This is a genomic window from Streptomyces syringium (assembly GCF_017876625.1).
GTDB lineage: Bacteria > Actinomycetota > Actinomycetes > Streptomycetales > Streptomycetaceae > Streptomyces > Streptomyces syringius.
Window position 1 is genome coordinate 1,164,661 of the sequence record NZ_JAGIOH010000001.1, and the last position, 19,769, is coordinate 1,184,429.

Genomic DNA, 19,769 nt, shown 5'->3' on the forward strand with positions numbered 1-19,769 from the left:
GTCACGACCGGTTCACCGGTGACGCCACGCCCGGTTCACCGGTGGTGTCACGCCCAGTTCTGCCGCTGCAGCCAGAGGTTCCGCGCGGTGCCGGAGCCCTGGGTGAACACATACAGCAACCCCACCCGGTTCATGATCACGGGGCTGACGTGGACGTCGCCGATGACGCCCTCCAGGGTCTGGAAGGCCTCGTAGGCGGCGGCGTTCTCGGCCGTCTGGACCGTGACCCACAGCTTTTTGTCGGTGCCCTTGACCAGGACGTTGACCCGGCCGTCCTGGCCGAGGCAGGCGGTGGGGCGATCGATGATCTGGCCCTTGAGCGACGCGGAGGTCTGCCAGGCGTCGTAGTCGTCGCTCTGCCCGACGCGCCAGGCCGAGCCGTCCGAGCCGCGGTAGAAGATCTGGACGCGGGAGGCGGCGTCGATGACCGCGGACGGCCGGGTGGTGACTCCGGTGGTCTGCTGCTGGAAGGCGTCCCACGCGTCGGCGGCGTTCGATGCCTTCTGCTGGATGGTGTACAGCGTGTCGTTGCCGCCCTTGACGGCGACGACGAGTCGGCCGGAGCCGTCGAGGACCGGGGAGGGGGTGGCGTGGATGCCGCCGCCGAGGGACGTGGGCGCGGTGTAGGCCTCGTAGGCCAGGCCCTGGTTGCGCGTGTACCACAGGGCGCCGTCGGTGCCCCGGAAGAAGATCTGGATGCGTCCGTCGCCGTTGAGCGCCGCCGCCGGGTCGCCGCCGATGTTGGTCACGATCCGCTGGGGCGCGCCGAAGGGGGCGTTGACGGCGGTCTGGGTGACGACCTCGAGGTGCTGGTCGGGGGTGCGGTAGAAGACGCGGATCTTTCCGTCCCTGCCACGGAGGGCATGGGGTACGCCCTCGATGCGTGAGCCCTCGATCTTCTTCCAGGGGCTCCAACCGCGGTCGCGCGTTTCCCAGATGGTCCAGAGCGCGTTGGCGCCGCCCTGGACGAAAGCCTGGACACGATTGTCGGAGTTGAGGGCGGCGGAGGGCTCGGCGAAGATGCCGCCCTCCAGGTTCGTCCAGTTGCCCCACTTCGTACCGGGTGCGGTGGAGACGGGCATGCAAACTCCTCGATCGAATGGTTGCCGAGTTGTCGCGCCGCGTCCCAACTTATCCATGGCCGCGAGGAAGGACAGAGCTCAGTTTGAGCTGGCGCGATATCGGCGCTCAGGCCGGACAAACCGGACTGGCCCGTCCGGCCGGTCCCCACAAAACGGTAGTGGTGCCACCGTTTTCACTGTTACGGTCGAAATCCGGTAGCCGTACTGCCGTTTCAGTGGAAGAGCGACCCGAGCGAACCGCACAGGAGCCGTCATGCGCGCACTCACGCCCACCGGGCGACCCGGCCGTCTCACCGAGATCAGCGACGTCGACGCACCACGCCCCGCCGCCCACGAGGCCCTCGTCCGCGTGCGCACCTTCTCCCTCAGCCGGCTCGACCTCCTCTGCCTGAGCGCGCCCGGCACCCACTACCGCCCGGGCATCGACGCCGTGGGGCACGTCGAACGACCGGCGGCCGACGGGAGCGGGCCCGCCGCGGGTGTGCGCGTCGTCCTCCATCTGCCCTCCGGCGGGGCCGCGGCCCAACTCGCCGCCGCGCCGGCCGCGCGGCTGACGCCCGTCCCGGCCGGTGTCGACTCCCCGGCCGCGGCGGCCCTGCCGCTGGCGGGACTCATGGCCCGCCGGCTGCTGGCGGAGGCCGGACCGTTGACAGGCCGTCGGCTCCTGGTCACCGGGGCCGGTGGCGGGGTCGGCGGGCTCCTCGCCCAACTCGCCCTGGCCGGTGGTGCCGAGGTCACCGCGGTCATGACGGAGCGAAACTCCTGCCGGTACATGGCCGCGCTGGGCGTCAGGGTGCTTCACGACGTGGACAGCCTGCCGTCGGGCGGCTTCGATATCGTGCTGGAGTCCGTCGGCGGCGCGCTCGGCTCGACGACCTCCCGCGCCCTGCGCACCGGTGGGCGGATCCTGTGGTTCGGCCAGGCGGGAGGCGAGCCGCTGACCCTCGACTTCTTCGGCCTCCTCGACGGCGGCCCGCCGTTGACGCTCCGTCACTTCAGCCGCCCCGTAGGAGGAGCGGAAGCGGACGCGCGCGAGGTGGCAGGCCTGCTGGACCTCGCCGCGGAAGGCCGGCTGCGGGTGGAGATCGGCCACCGCGGTCACTGGGGTGAGACAGCGGCGGTCCTGGAAGACATGGCGCACGGCCGGCTGCCGGGCAAGGCCGTGCTGACCGTGGGCTGAGCCCCGCCCGGCCGCCGTCATCCGCGACGGCCGGCCGGGGTCAACACACCGAGAGAACTCAGGCGCTCCCGCCGCTGCCGTACGGGCGCGTGATCAGCTCCAGCGCATGACCGTTGGGATCGAGGAAGTACACGCCCCGGCCGCCGTCGTTGGTGTTGATCTCACCGGGGAACTGCTGACGCGGGTCCGCCCAGTACATCAGCCCGCGCTCGCGGATACTGGCGAAGGCCGCGTCGAAGTCGTCCTCGCTCACCAGGAACGCGAGGTGCTGGCAGCGGATGTGGTCGGCGCCCGGCTCCGCGAAGTCGAGAGTGACGTCATTGTCGAGCTGGACCGCTACGAACACCCCGGCCGCCCGGGGTGGCGTCAGACCGAGGATCTCGGTCAGGAACTGTGCCGACGCCCACTTGTCATGGGCTCCGACGATGGTGTGATTGAGCTGAACCGCCATGGAAATCCAATGTCCCCGCACCTCCATGCCCCGGCACTCCTGCTCGGCGACACGCGACGCTGACGATATTGAAAGCCCGGCGCCCCGCGCGGTCAAGTCCCGGGCGTCAGACGCCCGTCTGCCGCTTTCCCCGGTCCGAGGCGACACATATGGCTATGCCCAACACCGCGAGCACGATGCCGGCGTACAGCTCGTAGCCGTCGAGGAAGCCGATGTGCCGCACCACGCCCCAGTTACCGAACCAGTCGGTGACCTGGTGCAGGACGGCCATGGCGCCCTGCACGACGAGGATGAAACCGAGGACTTCGAGGATCTTCTTCATGTGTCCGATCATCGCCCCTCTCCCCCGCCCCGGTCATCGCCCGAAGGGCTGCGCTTCGTCACACCGAAAGTAGCCCCGCAGACGATGCATCGGTCCGAAAGTCTCGACCCGCGCGACTTTGGTCGCCGCTCACCGGCCGACGCCCCCGCCGCCCGGCACCGGTGGGTAGATTGACCGGCATGGACGGCAGGCGATCGGGGAGCGTGACGGGTGCGGATTCGGCGTATCCGTGGTTGCTCCCGTCCGCCGTCGCCGACCCCGGCACCGCCGGCGACGGATCGCGGCGCACCGTGCGCGACTGGGTCGTCGACATCTGCTGCCTCGCCGTCGCCGGCGTGGTGGGGCTGCTGGTCGTGGAGTCCCTGCGGCACGATCCGGACGTCCCCGGCGCCCTCCTCCTCGCCGATCAGCTCATAGGAGCCGCGGCCTGCACGGCGTTGTGGCTGCGCCGCCGGTGGCCGGTGGGGCTCGCGGTCGTCCTCGTGGTGCTGTCCGTCGTGGCACCGTGCGCGGCGGGCGCGATGCTGGTGGCGGTGTTCACGGTCGCGGTGCACCGGCCGTTCAAGGCGGTGGCCGCGGTGGGGGCCTTGGCCCTGGTCACGGCCCCCGTCTCGGCCGCCGTCCGGCCCGACCCCGATCTGACGTTCATCGTGTCGGCCGTGGCCGGGGTGCTGCTGGTGCTGACGGTGATCGGCTGGGGCATGTTCCTGCGCTCGCGCCGCCAGTTGGTGGTGTCGCTGCGCGAGCGTGCCCGGCGTGCCGAGGCCGAGGCCGGGCTCCGTGCCGAGCGGGCGCAGCGCCTCGCCCGGGAGGACATCGCCCGCGAGATGCACGATGTGCTGGCGCACCGGCTGTCTCTGCTGTGCGTCCACGCGGGGGCGTTGGAGTTCCGCCCGGACGCGCCGCCGGCCGAAGTGGCCAGGGCCGCCGGGGTGATACGCGACAGCGCGCATCAGGCGCTGCAGGATCTGCGGGAGGTGATCGGTGTGCTGCGTGCCCCCGGCGGTGTCGACGGTGCCGAGGCGGGCCGGCCACAGCCCACCCTCGCGGAGTTGGACGATCTGGTGGAGGAGTCACGGCAGGCGGGCATGGTGGTGACGTTCGACAGCCGGGTCGTCGATCCGCGGAGCGTGCCGCCGGCCACGGGCCGTACGGCCTACCGGATCGTCCAGGAGGCGTTGACCAACGCCCGTAAGCACGCCCCGGGTGCCGAGGTGGCCGTACGGACCGCCGGTGACCGGCGGCAGGGGCTCACGATCGAGGTGGTCAATCCGGCGGGCAAGGAGGAGAGCGGTGCCGTGCCCGGTTCCGGCCAGGGTCTGATCGGGCTGTCCGAGCGCGCGACCCTCGCCGGGGGCCGACTCGCCCACGGACCCACTGCCGACGGCGGCTTCCGGTTGCACGGCTGGCTACCGTGGCGGACATGAACGTGCCGCAGACCCCGCCGATCCGCGTCCTGCTCGTCGACGACGACCCGCTCGTCAGGGCCGGGCTGTCGTTCATGCTCGGCGGGCTGCCCGACCTGGAGATCGTCGGTGAGGCGGCCGACGGCTCGGAGGTCGCCGCTCTGGTGGACCGGCACTCCCCCGACGTGGTGCTGATGGACATCCGGATGCCGTCGGTGGACGGGCTGGCGGCCACGGAGGCGCTGCGCCGCCGGGAGTCTCCGCCGGAGGTCATTGTGCTGACCACGTTCCACGCCGATGAGCAGGTACTGCGGGCGTTGCGGGCAGGGGCCGCGGGCTTCGTGCTCAAGGACACTCCGCCCGCGGAGATCGTCGAGGCGGTGCGCCGGGTCGCGGCCGGTGTCCCGGTGCTCTCCCCCACGGTGACCCGGCAGCTCATCGAGCGGGTGACGGACCGGGGGCCGGATCGCGGCGCGGAGGCGCGGGAGCGGCTGGCGCGATTGAACGACCGCGAGCGCCAGGTGGCGATCGCGGTGGGGCGCGGCCGGTCGAACGCGGAGATCGCCGCCGCCCTCTTCATGAGCGTGGCGACCGTCAAGGCCCATGTCTCGCGGATCCTGACCAAGCTCGACCTGAACAACCGGGTGCAGATCGCGCTGCTCGCGCATGACGCCGGGCGGCTCGACGCGGAGTCCTGAGCGGCCGCGGGGTCTCCGCCGCCCGGAGCGAGGCGTCACGCTGCGTGTTCCCGCGCGTCTTCCCCGTCGCGTCCGGGCGGCCCGGCCCTGACCCCGATTACCCAGCTCAGGGCCGGTGCGCCCGCAGCACCGGCAGACCCGCCGGCCCTCCCGGCGTGACCCCGAGGCGACCCACAGTGATCATCGGCGTACCCCGCGCACCGTGTTGCGCAATCGCCTTGGAATCTATGCCCGGCCGTCGCACGGCTGTTACATAACAGCGGGGAAACAGCGCGTTGAGGGTCGTAGGATCGAACTCATGATCAATGGGTGATTAGTTCGCTTCGCCCCTTTCGTTGTACTACCGCGCGCACTTGGCGCAGGAGATAGGAGACCCCTGTGCCGGGGCACATACCGCGTCGACGCATGCTCCAGATCGCCGGCGGTTCGCTCGTCGTCGGTACGGGCGCGGTGGGTGCCTGGCAGTGGCTGGCACCCGAGGCGAAGCAGGTCACCAAGCAGGGCAAGTTCCCGGCGCGCCAGGCGAAGGCCCGGGCGACCGAGTCGTTCGTGCACGTCATCGCGCACCCCGACGACTCCCTCTACTTCATGAACCCGGAGCTGGAGCAGGCCATACGCAGCGGCGCCCCGGCCGTGACGGTCTGCCTGACCGGCGGGGAGTCCGACGGGCGCAACGCCCTGACGCACAGCCCCCATTACATGAAGCTGCCCGAGCGGCGCGGTGACTTCGTCCGGGCCCGTTTCAACGGCTTCCGCGAGGCGACCGCCCGGATGGCCACCGGCAACTGGCTCAGCCCCTGGGACGTGGAGACGCTGACGCTCCTGCCCGGCTTCGAGGTCGAGCTGCAGACGCTGCGGGCCGCCCCCCAGGTCCAGCTGATCTTCATGGAGCTCATAGAGGCCCGCACCATGCGAGGGCCGCGCAAGGACAGTCTGCGCGGGCTGTGGCTCGGGGCGACCCCGAAGCTGACGACCCTCAAGCCCACCGGGAGTCCGGTCCGGCGCACCTTCCACTACGGCCGCCAGCAGCTGATCGACTCGCTCGCCGCCGTCATGGAGCGCTACCAGCCGACCGTCGTGCGGACCCTCGACCCGAACCCCACCCACATGCCGCAGGACCCGCACTACCCCAACACCCCGCCGGCGCTCCAGGGCATCGGGGCGTACTACGACCACCAGGACCACACCTCCTCCGCCCACTTCGCGCAGGCGGCGCTCGCCGAGTACTGGGGCCGCAAGCACGCGCGTCCCACCGCCGTGGAGAGCTACGTCGGCTACGAGGTCGGAAACCTGAAGCTGCCCGCCAACCTCGACGCGGCCGCCATCGCGCACAAGATAGAGCTGCTGGACATCTACGGCTGGGTGGACGGCAAGGACTGCGGCGACCGGGCCGGCTGCGGTGACCGCAAGGTCGGCGCCCGTTCCAAGAACTCCCCCTGGTCCAATCACCTCCGGCACCGGGCGACGGGCACCCAGCGCTGGGTGCAGCCGCTCCCCGACGGCCGGCTCGCGGCGTTCGCGGTGCTGGACGGCACCGCGCAGTGCTGGACCGAGCGGACGCCCGGCAGCGGCATCTGGTCCACGCCCGCCCCGGTCGGACCCGCCCCGGTCCGCGGCTCGATGCTGGAGGGCCAGGTCCAGGCCGTGCGGCTGCCCGACGGCACCCTGCGGCTGTTCTCCATCCGTACCGTGCTCCCCACGCCCGGCAAGGAGCACCACCGCGAGCTCGTCACCTCCCTCCAGACGGGCAGGGTCACCGGCGGCGGCACCCCGCTGTTCGGGCCCTGGGAGTCCCTCGGCTCGCCGGAGGCGGACGACCCGCAGCGGTCGATGGAGATGGGCTACCCGGTCGCGGTCGTGGCCAAGGACGGCAAGGTCCACGTCTTCGTCAAGGACTGGGCGGGCGGTGTGGCCTTCCGCACCCACGCCGCCGGGGCCTGGTCGGACTGGGCACCCCTGCCGGCGGATCCGGGCCGGATGCTGAGGCTGGAGGACGGCCTCGACGCCGCGCTCGACGAGAAGGGCCGCCTGCACGTCGTCGCCGCCGACATCAAGACCGTCCACCACTGGGTGTCCGAGGACGCCGACGGTCCGCTGAACCTGTCCGAGCCGACGCGGCTGCCCGCCACCACCGGCCCGCTGACGCTGGTCCCGCTGCCCGGCGGTGGCATGCGGATGGCCACGCGCCGACCGGGCACGGCGCGCGTGATGATCGCCGACCGGCCCGCGGAGAAGGGCAATTGGCGGCAGACGGCCGAGTGCGCCCCGATCGGCGGATACGGCCGGGTGGCCATGGCACAGGCCGGGAACACGGCCGTGCTGGCCGCCCGCGACGACAAGGGCCTCGTCCGGGTGTCCACGGGCTCGGGCCGCCCCGGTCCCTGGCAGGAGGCGGGCGTCCCGCACCGGGGCACCGCCGGGATCACCCAGGACGCCCAGGGGCGGACGGTCGCCGTCGTCCTGGGGTCGGACGGCCTGCTCAGCAGCACCCGCGGCAGCGGCTCGGGGACGACGGACTTCGCGGACTGGATCTCCCACGACGGCAAGCCGCTGAGCGACCTCCAGTCCTCGTAGAGCCGACGTCCTCGTAGAGCCGACGTCCTCGTGGAGCCCCGGCCACCGGGCGCTCGTACGAGTGGGGGGCGTGACCTGTCGGTCACGCCCCCCACTCACTTCACCTCACCACGTCAGGAGGCGGTGATGTCCTGCTTGATGACACGCTCGATGTTCCGCTCGGCCAGCGCCGTGATGGTCACGAACGGGTTGACGCCGATGGAGCCGGGGATCAGGGAACCGTCGGTGACGTAGAGGTTCTTGTAACCGGCGACACGGCCGTAGTCGTCGGTGGCCTTGCCCAGGACGCAGCCGCCGAGCGGGTGGTAGCAGAAGTCGTCGGCGAAGGCCTTGAGCTGCTTGCCGAAGAGGTCGTACCGGTAGATGGTGGTGTTGGCCTTGTTGATCCGGTCGAAGAGCGACTTCGCGGCGGCGACCGCGGGCGCGTTCTGTTCCCGGGTCCACCGCAGCTTCGCCCGGTCCGTGGCCCTGTCGTAGACGAAGGTGCCGCGCTCGGGGTTCTTGGTGATGGCAAGGTAGAGGCTGACCCAGGTCTCCAGACCGGCCGGCATGGGCGCGATCTCGGCGAAGACCGGGGCGTCGGGGTTGTCCCAGTCGTCGATGCCCAGCGCGGGTATCGACGACTGCTTGGTCCCGGTGGGGTTCCACATGTGGTTGGCACGGGCGGTCATGATGTTGCCGTTCGGGCCCCAGCCGGTGCCGATCTCGGCGTTGAGGTTCGGCAGCGTGCCGGTCTCGCGGGCACGCAGCAGCAGTTCCGTGGAACCGAGGCTGCCGGCCCCGAGGAACAGGTGCTTGCAGGTGATCTCCTTGCTGGCGAGCACCTTGCCGTCGACGTTCTTCTGCTCGACGGTCAGCAGATACGTGCCGTCCTTCTGCTGCCGGATCGTCTTGACCTCGTGCAGGGTCTCGATGGTGACCTTGCCGGTGCCCAGGGCGCTCGCCAGGTAGCTCTTGTCCAGCGAGACCTTGCCGTGGTTGTTGCCGTAGATGACCTCGGCGGCCAGCGCGGACTTGGGCACGGAGCCGTCCGCCTCGCGCCGCATGTAGTCCCAGTCGTAGACATTGGGCACGAAGGTGGTGCCGAGGCCCGCCTTCGACGCCTGCTCCCGCGAGACCCGGGCGAACTTGTACCAGTCGGTCTGCTCGAACCAGCTCTTGTCTATGTTGCCCACCCGGAGCGTCTTGTTGGCGCGCGGGAAGTACCGGTCGTACATCTCGGCGGCGTCGACCCGGGGCAGCACCTCCTCGAAGTACGAGCGCCTGGGGGTCACCGCCATGCCGCCGTTGACCAGCGAGCCGCCGCCCACCCCGCGCCCGACGTACACGGACATCTGGTCGAAGTTGACCCGGTCCAGGACACCGGCGTAGGGCTCGATGTCCCGGTTGGCGAGGTCGAGCCAGAGGAAGGAGCCGAGCGGCGCCTCGGTGCGGGTCTTGAACCAGCTGGAGCGCTTGTCGGGCTTGAGCATCCCGCTGTAGACGTTCCCGTCCGGGCCGGGCTGGTTCCACAGCTGGCCCATTTCGAGCATCAGCGTCGGGACGCCCGCCTCACCGAGGCGCAGGGCGGAGACGGCCGCGCCGTAGCCGGTGCCGATCACCACGGCCGGCACGAACGTACCGCCGGCCACGGACTTGTCGGCGGCCGCCGCGCGGGAGGCCGAGGAGATCGTGGTCGCGCCGGCGAGGGCGGCGGCGCTGAGGGCCGCCATGCCGAACAGCCGACGACGCGACAGGTGCTGGTTTTCTACCACGCTGGTTTACCTGACCTTTCCGGCACTGCACTGTGCTGGATCAATGGGGGATTTACGGGGGATTCACTGATGTGTCCGGGTCCCTCGCGGGCGGGGGTCCCGGGCGTGGACCGTGCCGGTCCACGGGCCTGGGGGCTCCGCCGGTTACCAGGCCACCGGGGCCCGGCGGACGCCGCGGACCGGCGCGTCGTGGCGGAGCGGGAGCTGCCGCAGGGGCACGGGCGCCCGCAGGCAGGGGAAGCGCCGCAGCAGGGCGCCGAGGGCGACGCGCAGCTCGATGCGGGCCAGTTGCCGTCCGAGGCACCGGTGGGCGCCGTGCCCGAAGGCCAGATGGCCGGTGGCGTCCCGGGCGGGATCGAGCGCGGCGGGGGCGGCGAAGTGCTCGGGATCGTGATTGGCGGCGGCCAGCGAGACCATGACGATCTCACCCGCCCGGACGAGCCGCCCGTCGATCTCGACGTCCTCCAGGGCCGCGCGGGTGGGCCCGTGGTGGACGACGCTCAGATGGCGCAGCAGTTCCTCGACCGCGCCGTCGATGAGCGACGGATCGGCGCGCAGCGCGGCCAGTTGCCCCGGGTCCTCCAGCAGGGTGAGCACGCCGAGGGCCAGTTGGTGGGCCACCGTCTCGTGACCGGCCGCCAGCAGCAGGAAGGCGATCGAGGCGAGTTCCTCGTCGGTCAGTGCGTCGTCGGCGGCGATCAGGCCGCTCAGCAGGTCGTCGCCGGGGTGTGCGCGCCTTCGCGGCACCAGCCGGTGCAGATACGCGTTGAGGCTCGCGAAGGCGCCCAGTACGGCCTCGGCGGTCTCCCCGAGGCCGCTCCACACGGCGCTCGCGCGCTGGAATTCCTCGCGGTCGGCGTCGGGCACCCCGAGCAGCTCGCAGATCACCAGGGAGGGCAGCGGCAGCGCGAAGTGCTCGAGGAGGTCGGCGGGGGCGCCGTGGCGCTCCATCGCGTCGAGCAGTTCTTCGGCGCTCTTCTCGATCCATTCGGTGAGCCGCTGCATGCGGTCGTCGGTCAATTGGCCGAGGAGCAGCTTGCGGTAATGCTGTTCCTCGGGTTTTTCACGCATATTTTCTTGCCGGTTGAACATTCCGGTCGGTGCGGCCGGGGATTCCCCGAGGGTGGGTGCGCGGGGCACCGGCGGGTGGTGCCGTTCCCCCTTGGCACTGAACCGGGGGTCGGCGAGCACCGCCCGTGCGGTGGAATACCCGGTGACGAGCCATCCCGGCCGGCCGTCCTCGAAGGTCAGCCGGGTGATCGGCGGTTCCCCGCGCGCTCCTTGCGGGCACTGCGGCAGGCCGCGGGCGTTCTCCCGGACGGTGGGGAAAGACACCGACGCGAGTTCGGTCATGTCCGCCCTTTCGATGACGCTCTTCACCTGCCCGCGAGCCTTTTCGCCTCCGTCGGCGCGGCATGTTCCGCACGGGCCGAAGGGCTGTTGGAAAAGGACGTTATGGACGCGGTGCGAAGCCTGTCAACGAATTCATTCCGCGGGGCGCTAACCCTGTGGTGAGCATCGTGGGAGGTACGGGTTACCGAGGGTTCACGCCATGCTTCGGTTCGGTTCCGGACTCTTTGGTTCGGGTGAGTTCGGTACGGTTCGGCGCGGTCGTTCCGCTGGGGGTGGTCAGGGTCGCCCGGGGTGCCGGCGGCTCGGCCGTGGTGTCGCCCAACAGGTGGCCCAGCTCGGCGAGTTGCGCCCGGCCCGTCACATTGAGCTTGCGGTAGGCGTGTGTGAGGTGCTTCTCCACCGCCCGTGAACTCACCTCGAGCCGCTCGGCGATGTCCTTGTTCGCCTCTCCGGCCGCGGCGAGGGCGGCGACGCGGCGTTCGGCCTTCGTCAGGTGCGCGACGGCCGCCGAGCTCCTGCCGCGGGAGAGGTTCCCCAGCTCACGCGCCGCCCGCTCGGCGAGCCAGGTGGCACCACAGCCCTCCGCCTCCTCCCGGGCCCGGCGCAGGTGGGTCTCGGCCTCGGCCTGCCCGTCGGCCCCCAGCCGCCGGCCGAGCAGGAGGGCGGTCCTGGCCCGCTCCAGGGCGTTGATGCCGCCTTCCAGGGTCTCGGCGGACTCCCGCAGCAGCGCGATGCCGCGCTCTCCCTCGGCGATGGCCCCCCGGACCCGCTGGGCCCGGCCGATCGCCACCCGGGTGCCCCAGGCCAGGGCGCGGGCGTACTCCTCCTCGATGAGGTCGTGGGCCTGTGCCGTGTTGCCCATCCGGTGGTGCAGCCCGGCCGCCCAGGCGCGCCAGGGGAAGACGGCGGGGTTACGCCAGTCGGCGCGCTCGGCGGAGCGCCCCCAGTCCAGGAAGTACTCCAGGGCGCTCGGCGCGTCACCGCGCATCGCCGCGGTGACGCCGCGCACGAGCTGCAGGGAGGACGGCCGGTAGCCGTGGTCGGCGCCCTCACGGCGGTAGGACAGCAGCCGCCGGGTCAGCTCCGGGTCGCGGCTCTCGATGGCGGTCACGACGACGGCGGTCATCGACTGGAGGGTGGCCCACTCGGCGCCGCCCAGGGCGAGCACTTCGTAGGCACGCGCGCGTGCCTCTTCGAGGCGGCCCTGGGCGAGGGCGACGTGGGTGAGCTCGATGCCGATCACCGTCTGGGGGACGGTGGCGTTCTCCCGGCGGGCCTGTTCCCGGGCGGTCTCCAGCCAGGGTCCGATCGTCTCGAAGGAGTCCGCCGCGATGAGGCTGTGGGTCAGCAGCGGCAGGGCGGTGTAGGCGTGGTTGGGCGAGGCGGGTTCGTACTGGAGGATCCGGTTGGCCAGCCGGGCCACGTCGGCCGCCCGCATGCCCTGCGCCATGGTGGCGCCGTGCAGGAGCACGGTGACCAGCTCCCGCTCGGCCGCGGTCCGCAGGGACGGGTTCGGCCCCATGGCACGCAAGCGGTCGGCGCAGCCGGGCAGTTGGCCCGGACCGCTCACCGCCACGTGCCGCAGCCGGGCTTCGAGCCGCAGCGCCAGGTCGCGCTCGGCGCCGCCGAGGCGCTCGGGATCGCCGAGGTCCTCGGCCGTGCGGGCGACGAGTTCGACGCACGGCGGCGGGCAGGAGCCGAGCATCGAGGGCGGGATGCGGGTGGCCGCCATGGCGCGCTGCGCGGCCGACGGGAGCAGCAGCAGCGCCTGCGAGATGTGCCGCATCGCGGCCAGCGGGTCGAAGGCCCGCTCGATGGTGGCCAGGTCGACGAGGAGCGTGGCCCGCTCCCCTCCGGTGGGTGAGCTGCCGAGCAGGGCCCGCCGCAGATAGCGGGCGGCGTCCTCGGGTGCGCCGCGGCGCAGGGCCGCGTTGGCCGCGGCGCGCAGCACCTCGACCGCCCAGCCGTCCTGGCAGGAGGTGGCGGCGAGGAGTTGCGCCGCCGCCTGCTCCGCGGGGTGGCCGCCGTTGTGCAGGAGCAGGGCGGCGTAGATGTGGATGTCCTCCTGCTCGGCGGGGGTCATCAGTTCCTCGACGGCGTCGCGCACCGCCGGGTGGGCGAACCGGGGCACGGGGCCCGCGGCCAGCAGCCCGAGACGGGCCAGGCCCCGGACGGCCGCGTCGCGGCCGGTCTCGTCGAGGCCGGCGAGCCTGCCGACGAGCACGGGATCGGCCGGGTCGTCGAGGACCGCCATCGCCTTGGCCATGTCCCGCACGGGTCCGGGCTGGGAGCGCAGGGCGACGACGAGCCGCTCGCGCAGCGCCGGCAGCCGCAGCCCGTGGACGGCTCCGGCCCGGGCGGCGACGGGCTCGTCCGTATCGGCGAGGCCCGCCAGGGTCGCGGTGAGGAAGAGGGGGTTGCCGCCGGTGGCCTTGTGGCAGGTGGTGACGAAGGCGGGGGCGCCGGGGCGGCCGAAGCGGGCGGCCACCAGCTCGGCCGTGCCGCGCGCGGACAGCGGGCCGGGGCGCAGTGTGTGCGCCGCGCGGTCGGTGACCTCGTGGACGCGCGGCTCCTCGGCCCGGGTGTCGCCGTCGCGGACGGTGACGACCACGGTGACGGGCAGCCGCGGCAGTCTCTTGGCCAGGTGGGCGAGCCAGCGCAGCGAGGGCGGGTCGGCCCACTGGAGGTCGTCCACCAGCATCAGCAGCGGTCCGCGCGCACTGTGGTGGTCCACCAGCGCGAGGAGTTCGCGGTGCGGTTCGGCGTCGACGGCCGCCCCGGTCGCGTCGGCGGGCGGCTCGACGCAGGTCTCGGGCAGCAGGGGCTCCAGGAGCTGGGAGACCACCCCGAACACGAAGTCCGCCTCGAGGAGGGCTCCGCTCGCGCGCAGGACGGTGGTGCCGCGCGCCTCCGCGAGGGCGGGCAGGGCGCGGAGCAGGGCGCTCTTGCCGACGCCGACGCCACCGGTGACGACGACCAGCGAGCCGCTGCCCCCTTCGGCCGCCGCCATCGCCGCCGCGATCACGTCCAGTTCGCGTCGGCGGTCGAGCAGGGGTGTCATGGTGTCTCCCTCGGTGCGCGCCCGAGGGCGGCGGCCAGCTCCGCACGCCCTGAGATGCCCAACTTGCGGTAAGCCTTGGTCAAGTGCAGTTCGACGGTGCGCAGGGTCACCGAGAGCTCGGCCGCGATGGCGCGGTTGGCCAGCCCGCCCGCGGCCAGGGCGGCGACGCGCAGTTCGGCACCGGTCAGTCCGAGGGACGCCGGGTCCGGTGCGCCGCCGGGGGCGCGGGGTGTCCCGGCCGGTGCCCGCCGGGGACGGGCCGGTGCGGCCCGCCCGCCCTGTCCGGTCTGCCCGGCCTGTTCGCTCCGGTCGCGCTGCCCGGTGCGGCCGGTCCGTTCGGTCGCCGGTGTGTCGTCGGAGAGCAGGGTGTCGATGGTGTCCGAGCCGCTCAGCGGCGTGGTCCCCAGGGCGAGGAGCGCCTGCCGGTACTGCCAGGTGGCCGGTGTCCGGGCCGTGGGGGCGGCGGACTCGGGCCACGGCCGGCCGGGCCGGCGCCCGGGGCGGGCCGGGTCCCCGGCCCGCGCCCCCACGGTGTGCAGGGCCGTTCTCACCGCGCTCGGCGCGCCCCAGGCCAGGGCGAGCCTGCGCTCCTCGGCGAGCAGGGCGATGGCCTGGGCGTCGTCGGTGCGCGGGCCGCGGGCCTGCGCGGCGGCCGAACGCCAGGGCAGCAGGGCCGGGTTGGTCACCTGGCGGGCGAGCAGCAGCCGGCCGCATTCCAGGAAGTCCGCGAGTGCCTTGCCGCGTTGCCCGAGGGCCAGCCGCAGTCTGCCCCGGGCGTACAGCAGGTGGGCCCAGGCGAGACCGCCCTCGGCGCCGCCGGGACGGGCCAGCGCGACGGAGCCCTCGGCCCCTTCGAGGTCCCCGCGCTCCAGTTGGACGAGGGCGCGGAAGGCCGGGGGGCCGGGGGCCATGAGGGGGTGCCAGCAGTGCTGGGGGACGGTCTCCCGGGCCCGGTCGAGGGCGGTCGCGGCCCGGTCGGGGCGTCCCTGTCGCAGTTCCGCCGTGGCGTCGACGAGCAGGGCGAGGCCGGTCACCGCGCGGGCGTCCGACTCCTCGGCACGCACCAGGACGGCGTCCAGGGCGGTGCGTGCCTCGGCGAAGTCGTCGGCGAGGACGAGCGCGTGACAGGCCGCCAGCTGGGTGGTCAGGGGGGTGGTGTCGCGCGCCGACGGGGCGAGGGCGGCGCGGGCCAGTGCGCGGGTGCGGGCGATGTCGTGGCCGCCGAGGGCGCCGCGCCAGGCGACGACGCCCGCCTCGGCGGGGTCGGTGGGCGAGGTGGGCAACGCCGTCATCCGGGGCTGGTCCAGCTCGTGCGTCGCGCCCTGCTGGCTGTGTTCGGCGAGCCAGTACAGCGCCCGCAGCGCCGCGTGGTCCGCCGGGCGGGTCTCGCTGCGGGCGGCGGCCTGGGCGATCAGCGGCTGTGCCGCGACGACGTCGCCGCGGGCCACGAGCAGTTCGGCGGCGCGGACCCACGAGGGGCCGACGCTGCCGTCGGCCGGGGCGACGAGCAGCGCCTGGCGCAGATGGCGGTCGGCGGCCTCGGGCGAGGTGGGCAGCACCACCGTGCTCAGCTCGATGAGGATGCGGACCCGCAGCGGTGGGCGGACGGGTTCGCGCAGGGCGCGCCGCAGCAGCCGCACCGCTTCCTCGGGGTGTCCGGCGGCGCGCCGCCGGGCGGCTTCCCGGCGCAGGACCTCCACCGCCCAGGGGTGGCCGATGACGCGCGCGCCGAGCAGCATCCGGGCCAGTCCGCCGTCGGGTACGGCCGTGCGGTGGGCCCATTCGGCCACGCGCGCGTACAGCTCCTCGCGGCGCTCCGCGCCGATCCCGGCCAGCGCCGCCTCGGCCGCCTTGGGTTCGCCGAAGGCGGGGCGGTCCCCGGCCGTCAGCAGGCCGGTGCCGGAGAGCAGTTCCAGGGCGCGGGCCGCGCCGAGGGTCCGCAGCTCCGCCAGGGCGGTGATCATCTCGGGGGTGCAGTACCGGCCGGCCACCGCGATGACGCGCAGGACGCCGAGGAGTTCCTCGGGCAGGACGCCGAACGTACGGATCGCCCGGTCCCCGATCGCCTCGGCGGCGGCCTCGGTCAGCTGCGGCAGCCGGTCGGCCGCCGGTGGCCGGCCGTGGCCCGAGAAGCGGCCGATCACCGCGCGCAGGACGGCGGGGTTGCCCTCCACGGCCCGGGCAGCCGCCCGGACGAAGGCCGGGTCGGCGGGCTCGGTGAATGCGCGGCCGAGCATCTCGCCCACCCCGGCCGCCGACAGGGGAGCGAGGTGGAGGGTGTGTCCGGTGACGGCCGGAGCGTCGGCCAGCGGGCACAGCTCGATGCGGTCGTACGGGCCGCCGGGCAGTGCGTCGCTGCGCGCGGTGAGCAGCATCAGGGGGGCGGAGTCGAGCCTGCGGGCCAGTGCCTGGAGCCATCGGCGCGAGCAGGGGTCCGCCCACTGGACGTCGTCGACGACCAGCAGCAGGGGCTGCGCGCGGGCCGCGGTGAGGAAGACCCGGCACAGCTCCACGGTGCGGTCCGCCGGCTCGTCACCCGCCGGGAGCGGCGTGCGGCCCGCGCCGGTGGCCGGGGTGAGGGCGGCGAGGAGTTGGGCCACCACGCCGTAGCGGAGCCCGGACTCCTCCCAGGACGCCTGGGCCGCGGCCACCCGGACCCCGGCCCGGTCGGCGAGTTCCGCGGCCCGGCTCAGCAGGGCGCTGCGACCGCTGCCCGGGACGCCGCGGACCTCGACCGCCGCCGACCGCCCGGAGCGCAGGCCGCCGAGCAGACCGGCGAGGAGCTCCTGCTCCTTCTCCCGCTCGACGAGCTCGCCCTCGGCGAGCCGCGTCGGCGCGCCGGCGGAGCCGGTCGCGGGCGGCCGGCGTTCCGGCTTCTCGTCCCGCGAGTACGACACCTGTCTCACCACCGCCGACCTCCTACCGGCCCGGCCGCCGCGGCTGCCGCCCGGGCGGCGGGCCGTACGCGGCGAGTTGTGCGGGCAGGTCGGCGCGGCCGCGCACGTCGAGCTTCCGGTAGACGTTGGTCAGGTGCATCTCCACCGTGCGGGGGGTGACGAACAGCGCCTCGGCGATCTCCCTGTTGCTAACGCCGCCCTTGGCCAGCACGGCGATCTTGCGTTCGCTGTCGGTGAGGGAGTCGACGGGGCTGGACGCGAGCTGCGGCATCCGGCCGCCCGCGGTGACGAGCAGCTTGCGCGCCCGCTCGCTGAGCATCGGGTAGCCGCAGCGGGTGGCGAGTTCGATCGCCTGCCGCAGATGGCGGCGCGCGCCCCGGGCGTCGTCGTGGCGCAGCAGTTCGCTGCCGAGCTGGTACGCGGCCTTGGCGTGCTCCAGCCGGGCCGGGGAGCCGGCGAGGACGTCCACGGCCTCGGCGAGCAGGTCCAGCCGGGCCCGGCCCTCGGCGACGATGCCCGCGGCGAGCAGGCCGAGCCCCTCGGCGCGGGGGGTGCCCCAGCGCCGCACCCAGGGGGTGGTCCGGGCGACGAGGTCGGCGGCTTCGCCGGTGCGGCCCAGGCCGACGAGCGTGTGGGTGGCCGGCAGCCACCAGGGGGCGAGGACGGGGTTGGTCACCCCGGCCTCCTCCAGGCTCCGCCCGCAGTGCAGCCATGCCTCCAGCGCGCCGTCGAGGTCGCCGCGCTCCCGGCGGGCGCGGCCCTTGGCGTAGAGGTAGTGGTGCCACTCCCAGATGTGCCGCTCCAGTCCGGGCCGGGCGGCGCGGTCGAGCGCGGCCTCGGCCCGCTCGGTGCGGCCCTGGGAGAGCAGTACGGTGCCGAGCGCGATGTACGCGAGGGGGGCACCGGGGGCCCGCTCGCCCTGTTCGGCGTATTCGACGGCGGTCCGGGCGTCCTCGGCGGCCGCGGCCACGTCGCCCGTGCCGTGCCGGACGAGGGACCGTCCGGCGAGGGCGCCGAGGTGCATCCACGGTTCGTGGCGTGCGCGGCTGCCGGTCAGCGAGCGGTCCAGCCCCGCCAGGGCCTCGTCGACCTCGTCGGCGAGGGCGAGGACCAGGGAGGAGCCGAGCACCCACCAGCCGCCGGGCGCGGACTCCTCGACCCGCAGTGAGCGCCGGGCCAGCGCCGCCGCCTCGTGGGCGGGCCGGCCGTCGAGCGCGGCGAAGCCGCTGAGGGCGGAGAGGAGTTGCCGCTCGGCCGGGCTGTCCCCCGCCGGTGCGGCGGGCCGGGTGCCGGTCCGCTCGCGGACCGCTGCCATCGCACCCTTCTCGTTCACGGCGGTGATCAGCAGGGCGGAGGTGAGGGAGGTGAGCAGCTCCCGGTCGGCGGGGGTGGGGTCGTCGCCCAGTTCGGCGGTCAGCGCGTCGAGGGTGCGGCCCAGCATCCGGATCGCCTCGGGGGCGCTGCGGCTGCCGAGGGCCGTCATCCCGTATTCCACGGCGATGGGCGCGCGGTCCCGGGCGGTGGTCGCGTCGCCGAGGGCCTGGCGCAGGTGCCACAGCGCCATGGCGGGTGCCACCTGGGCCGAGGCCCTGGCCAGTTCGATCCGTACGTCCTTGCGCTGGCCCTCGGTGAGTTCGGCGGCCAGGGCCCGCTGGAGGTACCGCACCGAGGCCCGGGAGGTGGTGGTGCGCGCGGGTGCCTCGGCGGCGGCGTCGCGGAGCACGGCGAGCATCCACGGCTCGGTCAGCTCCTTGAGCAGCACCAGTTGGTCGGCGACCTCCCAGGCGGGGCGCCCGGCGTCGTTGAGCACCCGGGCCGCGCGGGCGCGCAGCCATTCCAGCTTGGGGGCCGCGAGGCCGTCGAGCACCGCCGAGCGCACCGCGTCGCACATGGCGCCGGTCGTGCCGGGCGCGATGACGTCGTTGCGCCGCAGGGCGTCGAGGGCGGAGGTCATGCGCTTGAGGGGTACCCCGGAGAGGGCGCTGAGGGGTTCGGCGTCGTCACGGCCGAGGACGGCCAGGGCCCGGGCCACCTGCCGCACGTGGTGGGGCTGGCCGGCCAGGTAGGCCGGGACCCCGGCGGCGACGACGCCCTGGCCCACCACCTCGAGTTGGTGCAGCCCGCCGGTGTCGGGGCGGACACCGGCCTCGCGCAGCCCGGCGAGCAGCCGGTGGAGGAGCTGGGGGTTGCCCCCGGAGAGTTCGGCGCAGCGTCGCACGAAGCGCTCGTCGGGCGGGCCGGACAGGGCGCCGGTGACCAGACGGGCGGTCTCGTCCTCGCCCAGCGGGCCGAGTTCCAGCAGGCCGCAGCGGTCCTGGGCGAGGATCTCGCCGAGCATCGGGGCGCCGGGCCCGCCGCATTCGGTGCGCTGGGCGAACAGGACCAGCAGCGGCCGGCCGGCCGATCTGCGGAGCACGAAGTCCACGCATTTGAGGGAGGCCTCGTCGCACCACTGCGCGTCGTCCAGGACGAGCGCGAGGGGGCCGGTGGCCAGCAGGGATACGGCGTGTCCGTAGAGCCGTCGCTGGGCGGCGTAGGCGAGGCAGGCGGCGGAGGCCCCGGCGGGCGCCGTGCCCCGGGCGCGGGGCGCGGGGCGTGCGGGGGCCGGGGTGGGTGCCGCCCCGAAGAGTTCGTGCGCAGCCTGGTACGGCCGGGGCCGTACGGCGGTCTCGCGGCCGGTGAAGGAGCGGACGGCCATGCCGTCGGAGCGCAGCCGCTCGGTGAGGGAGGACAGCAGGCTGGTCCGGCCGATCCCGGCGGGTCCGCGGACGAGGACCGCCCGTGCGGCGCCGTCGCGTGCCTTCGCGGCGTGCCGTGCCAAGTCGTTCAGCTCGGTGGATCGGCCGACCAGGAGCCGGGTGGCGCCGTGACCTATACCGCTGCTGACCGCCACGCGTTCTCTCTTTCGTGAAGCCACACTCGACCTCTGGTGATCCGATGTGACAGAAGAACAGCTCCGATGAACCGACTTGCACGATCAAGATCGGAATC

At 73.7% G+C, this 19,769-nt stretch carries 12 protein-coding genes; 4 read left to right on the forward strand and 8 right to left on the reverse strand.

Annotated elements, in window-relative coordinates; all coding sequences use genetic code 11:
* Positions 1–47 precede the first annotated feature (47 nt).
* On the reverse strand, positions 48–1,082 hold the full coding sequence (locus JO379_RS05115) for a PLL family lectin (RefSeq protein ID WP_130876531.1): 1,035 nt from the start codon (positions 1,080–1,082) through the stop codon (positions 48–50).
* Between the two features lie 253 nt (positions 1,083–1,335).
* Between JO379_RS05115 and JO379_RS05120 the strand changes: the two genes are divergently transcribed.
* A complete protein-coding gene (locus JO379_RS05120) occupies positions 1,336–2,262 on the forward strand; it encodes a zinc-binding dehydrogenase (RefSeq protein WP_209514114.1) in 927 nt (308 codons plus the stop codon).
* Between the two features lie 58 nt (positions 2,263–2,320).
* On the opposite strand, the gene JO379_RS05125 is transcribed toward JO379_RS05120, so the two are convergent.
* Positions 2,321–2,713, reverse strand: coding sequence for a VOC family protein (locus JO379_RS05125; RefSeq protein ID WP_209514116.1), 393 nt, complete (start codon positions 2,711–2,713; stop codon positions 2,321–2,323).
* 106 nt (positions 2,714–2,819) lie between these two features.
* Complete coding sequence (locus JO379_RS05130) at positions 2,820–3,047, reverse strand: hypothetical protein (protein WP_242625923.1); 228 nt, start codon at positions 3,045–3,047, stop codon at positions 2,820–2,822.
* Between the two features lie 167 nt (positions 3,048–3,214).
* Here JO379_RS05130 and JO379_RS05135 point away from each other — a divergent pair, with 167 nt between their 5' ends.
* The 3 genes from JO379_RS05135 to JO379_RS05145 all read left to right on the forward strand — a co-directional run bounded on the left by JO379_RS05135 (position 3,215) and on the right by JO379_RS05145 (position 7,713).
* The gene (locus JO379_RS05135; protein ID WP_130876534.1) at positions 3,215–4,462 is read left to right on the forward strand and encodes a sensor histidine kinase; all 1,248 of its coding nucleotides are present in this window, start codon (positions 3,215–3,217) and stop codon (positions 4,460–4,462) included.
* A complete protein-coding gene (locus tag JO379_RS05140) occupies positions 4,459–5,139 on the forward strand; it encodes a response regulator transcription factor (RefSeq protein WP_130876535.1) in 681 nt (226 codons plus the stop codon). The genes JO379_RS05135 and JO379_RS05140 overlap by 4 nt, the downstream gene beginning before the upstream one ends.
* Before the next feature lie 405 nt (positions 5,140–5,544).
* On the forward strand, positions 5,545–7,713 hold the full coding sequence (locus JO379_RS05145; RefSeq protein ID WP_130876536.1) for a PIG-L family deacetylase: 2,169 nt from the start codon (positions 5,545–5,547) through the stop codon (positions 7,711–7,713).
* A 113-nt stretch (positions 7,714–7,826) separates the two neighbouring features.
* Here the strand turns inward: JO379_RS05145 and JO379_RS05150 are convergent, their stop codons facing one another.
* The 5 genes from JO379_RS05150 to JO379_RS05170 all read right to left on the reverse strand — a co-directional run bounded on the left by JO379_RS05150 (position 7,827) and on the right by JO379_RS05170 (position 19,671).
* A complete protein-coding gene (locus JO379_RS05150) occupies positions 7,827–9,425 on the reverse strand; it encodes a GMC oxidoreductase (protein WP_209518532.1) in 1,599 nt (532 codons plus the stop codon).
* 186 nt (positions 9,426–9,611) lie between these two features.
* Positions 9,612–10,820 (reverse strand): cytochrome P450, encoded by a 1,209-nt coding sequence (locus tag JO379_RS05155; protein ID WP_209514118.1) that lies wholly within the window; start codon positions 10,818–10,820, stop codon positions 9,612–9,614.
* A gap of 181 nt (positions 10,821–11,001) precedes the next feature.
* On the reverse strand, positions 11,002–13,881 hold the full coding sequence (locus tag JO379_RS05160; protein ID WP_209514120.1) for a helix-turn-helix transcriptional regulator: 2,880 nt from the start codon (positions 13,879–13,881) through the stop codon (positions 11,002–11,004).
* Positions 13,878–16,787 carry a helix-turn-helix transcriptional regulator gene (locus JO379_RS33870; protein WP_209514122.1) on the reverse strand — a complete coding sequence of 970 codons (2,910 nt, stop codon included), beginning with the start codon at positions 16,785–16,787 and terminating at the stop codon, positions 13,878–13,880. Before JO379_RS33870 ends, JO379_RS05160 begins: the two co-directional genes overlap by 4 nt.
* A 13-nt stretch (positions 16,788–16,800) precedes the next feature.
* On the reverse strand, positions 16,801–19,671 hold the full coding sequence (locus tag JO379_RS05170) for a helix-turn-helix transcriptional regulator (RefSeq protein ID WP_209514124.1): 2,871 nt from the start codon (positions 19,669–19,671) through the stop codon (positions 16,801–16,803).
* Between the last annotated feature and the right edge of the window lie 98 nt (positions 19,672–19,769).